Genomic DNA, 535 nt, shown 5'->3' on the forward strand with positions numbered 1-535 from the left:
GGCCACGGCGGTGGCCCCGTACGGGCCGACGGTCCCGGAGGGGCGCTCGCCCGCGGCCCCGGTCGGGACGGCGTCGGGCTCGCCGAGGGCGCCGTCGAAGCCGGAGTAGGCGTCCGTGTGCAGGCCCTTGAGGAACTCGGCGTCGAGGTGCTCGGCGTCCAGGTCGGGATGCAGCTCGGCGCCGGCGGTGCCGGCCACACAGTGCACCGGCCAGGTGGTGCGGAAATCCGGCTCGGCGCCGGTGGCCGCGGCGAAGTGCGTGCCCGGGTCGACGTGCCAGTCGCGCGTGGCGGCCACGGCCGCGTAGGCGTCCGCGTGCTCGGCCAGGTGCTCGCTGACCCCGGCCGCGACGGCGGCGCCGCCGGTCACGCCGAGGGCGCCGCCCTCGCAGAAGTCGTTCTGCACGTCCACGATCACCAGGGCGCGGTTCAGGTTCTCCATGGGTCAGTCCTCCAGGAAGATGGTCGGGATGGCGGGGTCGCCCGGCTGCAGGCGGCCCACCGAGGCGGGCAGCTCGCGCAGGGAGGCGGCGTGC

At 76.6% G+C, this 535-nt stretch carries 1 protein-coding gene; it reads right to left on the reverse strand.

The features are described 5' to 3' along the window. Positions 1–441 (reverse strand): isochorismatase family protein (locus HMPREF3105_RS10985; protein WP_141762520.1); only part of this gene is annotated, 441 nt, incomplete at its 3' end. Between the last annotated feature and the right edge of the window lie 94 nt (positions 442–535).

Source organism: Micrococcus sp. HMSC31B01 (assembly GCF_001816085.1).
Lineage (GTDB): Bacteria > Actinomycetota > Actinomycetes > Actinomycetales > Micrococcaceae > Micrococcus > Micrococcus luteus.